Origin of the sequence: Bradyrhizobium sp., from assembly GCF_049512235.1 — a bacterium.
Taxonomy (GTDB): Bacteria; Pseudomonadota; Alphaproteobacteria; order Rhizobiales; family Xanthobacteraceae; genus Bradyrhizobium.
Map to the genome: position 1 here is coordinate 1 of NZ_JBEKXH010000661.1, position 3,088 is coordinate 3,088.

A 3,088-nucleotide genomic window follows, 5' to 3' on the forward strand; every position below is an offset into this window, starting at 1 on the left:
GCGTGCGGGAATGCCGGGTGTTTTCCGGTGCCTCGCTGTGAATACTCGTGTGCGTGATGGCCGTTTTCTGCACGCGAGGCTGCGGGTGCCACTGGGCATCCGGCATTCCCCACGCCCTCTATTTTCGAGGGCGAAAGGTTCTGGCAAACCTCGGGCGCCTCGCGCCGCGAGCCGTTTGCGCGCGTTTGGAATGAGCTGTCATTGCGAGGAGCCCTTGCGACGAAGCAATCCAGCTTTCTTTTCGCGGGCGCCAAAGCTGGATTGCTTCGCTAACGCTCGCAATGACGATCTCAAACCATCAATGACGATCTCAGACTATCTTTGGTCGGCTGTTTGAAAAGTGCATCGGAATTCAGTGGGCGGGCAAAGCCACCGGATCGCGCGCGAATGCGCGAACCGATGGCGTGCCCACCAACTTAAGAATCATCTCAAGCTATGGGGTGGGCGCAGCGCGAAGACCTGGGCGCCCCTGTATCCGCCCCTGTATTAACAGGGCTTAACAGGGAAAAGGTGTCCTCTCTCGGAGACACAACTTTCCCGATCGCCCGGCTTGACCGGGCGACCCAGTACGCCTCGGCTTCGCGATTCATCGTCAATTTCTCACACGCCGAGCAGCCGCCGGCTGCGCAGGAACGCGAGCAATTGCAACAGGGGCAGGCCGAGGATGGTGAAAAAATCGCCCTCGATATGGTCGAACAGATGAACCCCCAGCCTTTCCAACTGGTAGGCACCGACGCTTGACGACACGGCCTCTCCGGCTTCATCCAGATAGGCCTCAATGTCGGCCTCGCCGAGCGGCCGCATCGTCATCCCTGCCGTGGCAACATGGGTGAACAATATCTGGCCCGCGGCAGCAACGGCAACCGCGGAATAGAGCTCATGGCGGACGCCGGCCAGCGCACGCAGTTGTTCCGCGGCCTCGGCCCTTCCGGCCGGCTTGGAGAACAGCCGCAGCCCCAACGCCAAGGTCTGATCGGCGCCGATGACGAATTGACCGGGCTTGCGCCTGGACACCGAAAGCGCCTTTTCGTGCGCGAGCAGGGCGGCGATATCACCGGGCGACGACAGGCCGGAGCTTTCCTGAACCATCCGCTCATCGAGGTCGGCCGGAATGGCCGTGAACTCAATGCCGGCCTGGGCGAGTAGCGTTTGCCGGGCGCGGCTCTGCGAAGCCAGTATCAGCGGAAATTGTCCGCGCCAAAACGTCATTCGACAACCCGTTGCCGCTGCCGGTCGGTGAACAGCTTCAATATCGCGGCGGCGGTCTCTTCGATCGATCGCCGCGTCACGTCGAGCTGGACCCAATCGAATTTTACGCACAGCCGCCGCGCGAACGCGACTTCCTCGGCGACGGCCTGACGATCGATATATTCGTCATTGCCGGAACTGGCGCCCATGCTCAACAGCCGGTTCTGCCGGACCTGGATCAGGCGCTCCGGTGCCGCATGCAGGCTGACCACCAGCGGTTTTTTCAGGATCTCCAGTTGATGCGGGATGGCGATGCCGGGCACCAGCGGAACATTGGCGGTGCGAATGCCGCGGTTGGCGAGATAGATCGAGGTCGGGGTTTTCGACGTCCGGGACACGCCGACCAGGACCACATCGGCTTCTTCGAGGCCTTCGACGTGCTGGCCGTCGTCATGGACCATCGTATAATTCAAGGCGTCGATCCGCTTGAAATATTCCGCATTCAAGGTGTGCTGCGCGCCAACACGTCCGGTGGTGGGAGCGCCGAGATAGGCATGAAACAGCTGCATGACCGGGCCGATGATCGACAGGCTCGGTAGATTCATCTCCTGGCATTTGGCTTCGAGCCGGCCGACCAGATCCTTCTCCAACAGGGTAAAAAGCACGATGCCCGGCGCTTCCTCGATTTCACTGAGGACGCGGTCGAGCTGCTTCTGGCTGCGCACCAGCGGATATACGTGCTCGACCGGAGTCACATTGGCATATTGCGCGGCTACCGCGCGGGCCACCGTGATCAGGGTCTCACCTGTCGAATCGGACACCAAATGAAGATGGAAATAGCTACCGGTGGTCGGCACGCGGACCTCTGTATGGCCTGTGGATCGCTGTGGAGTTTACCCGAGAGTCGAGGGCCTGGGTCGGCAGATCGGGGATAACCCGGCTTTTTCTTCACAGGCCTCCGGCCCGGGACAAGTCAGTTCGCAGCCGGCATCGATAGCGGAGTTATGTGGACTTGTCTCTGAATAAGCCGGCCATGTTCCAGCGCAAGCACTTGAAAGGGTGATCCTTATCCGGACACGCCGGTTTCGGCTGCAGGATGTTGACGGATGTGAACAAGGTGAGGAGAATTGCGGAACAGTTTGGCGTGGGCCTAATCCACCGCTACTTAGACTCAAACCTAAGATTCTAAAATTATTGTTTTAGAAAAGGCCGGTTTCCCGGATATGCCTGCATTCCCTTCGGCTGTTGCCGAACGCCGAGACCGGCCGAGAGGTTCCGCTGCCGCGGGTGGAAAATTGCGGATCGAAAATTGCGGATCGAAAATTAACGTATCTCAAACGCGAGCAGGGCATCCGCGATGTACGATTGGATCAAGGCGCTGCATGTGATCGCGGTCATCTCATGGATGGCGGGCATGCTCTATCTGCCGAGGTTGTTCGTCTATCATTGCGAGGCGGAGGCCGGATCGAAGCAGTCCGAGACCTTCAAGGTGATGGAACGGCGGTTGCTGAAGGCGATCATGAACCCGGCCATGATCGTGACCTGGCTGGCCGGGCTCTACCTCGCCTTCGCCGGGCATTGGCTTTCGGTGGGATGGTTCCATGGTAAGCTGTTGCTGGTGGTGCTGTTGAGCGGCGTCCACGGCTTTTTTTCCCGCTGCGTCAAGGATTTCGCTGCCGATCGCAACACCCGCAGTCAGAAATTGTATCGTATTATCAATGAGGTGCCTACAATCCTAATGATCGGGGCCGTGGTCCTGGTGGTGGTCAAGCCGTTTTGAGAAGGACCGCCCTCAAGCCGGTAACATTCCGTCTGCTTGCGGAACGCCAAGCGATTTTCTATATTGACTGCAAATCCCACCCCACGCAGGCGGATGTGGTCGCGTTCTGGTTTCCTCGTG

Annotated in this window: 3 protein-coding genes; 1 reads left to right on the forward strand and 2 read right to left on the reverse strand. The window is 59.4% G+C overall.

Features of this window, described 5'->3' with window-relative positions:
* Nucleotides 1–600 precede the first annotated feature (600 nt).
* Both ABSG20_RS33515 and ABSG20_RS33520 read right to left on the reverse strand, forming a co-directional pair.
* Entirely contained in the window at nucleotides 601–1,209 is a 609-nt protein-coding gene (locus tag ABSG20_RS33515; protein ID WP_423868728.1) for a Maf family protein, read from the reverse strand.
* Nucleotides 1,206–2,045: a pyruvate, water dikinase regulatory protein gene (locus ABSG20_RS33520; protein WP_423868729.1), complete on the reverse strand. Its 840-nt coding sequence runs from the start codon at nucleotides 2,043–2,045 to the stop codon at nucleotides 1,206–1,208. The genes ABSG20_RS33515 and ABSG20_RS33520 overlap by 4 nt, the downstream gene beginning before the upstream one ends.
* 500 nt (nucleotides 2,046–2,545) lie before the next feature.
* On the opposite strand from ABSG20_RS33520, the gene hemJ reads away from it, so the two are divergent.
* The gene (gene hemJ, locus ABSG20_RS33525; protein ID WP_423868730.1) at nucleotides 2,546–2,968 is read left to right on the forward strand and encodes a protoporphyrinogen oxidase HemJ; all 423 of its coding nucleotides are present in this window, start codon (nucleotides 2,546–2,548) and stop codon (nucleotides 2,966–2,968) included.
* Nucleotides 2,969–3,088: the final 120 nt, after the last annotated feature.

Excerpts from the sequence above, each read along its gene's own strand:
- ABSG20_RS33515 (WP_423868728.1), bottom strand. The coding sequence starts at position 1,209 with ATGACGTTTTGGCGCGGACAATTTCCGCTGATACTGGCTTCGCAGAGC.
- hemJ (WP_423868730.1), top strand. The coding sequence starts at position 2,546 with ATGTACGATTGGATCAAGGCGCTGCATGTGATCGCGGTCATCTCATGG.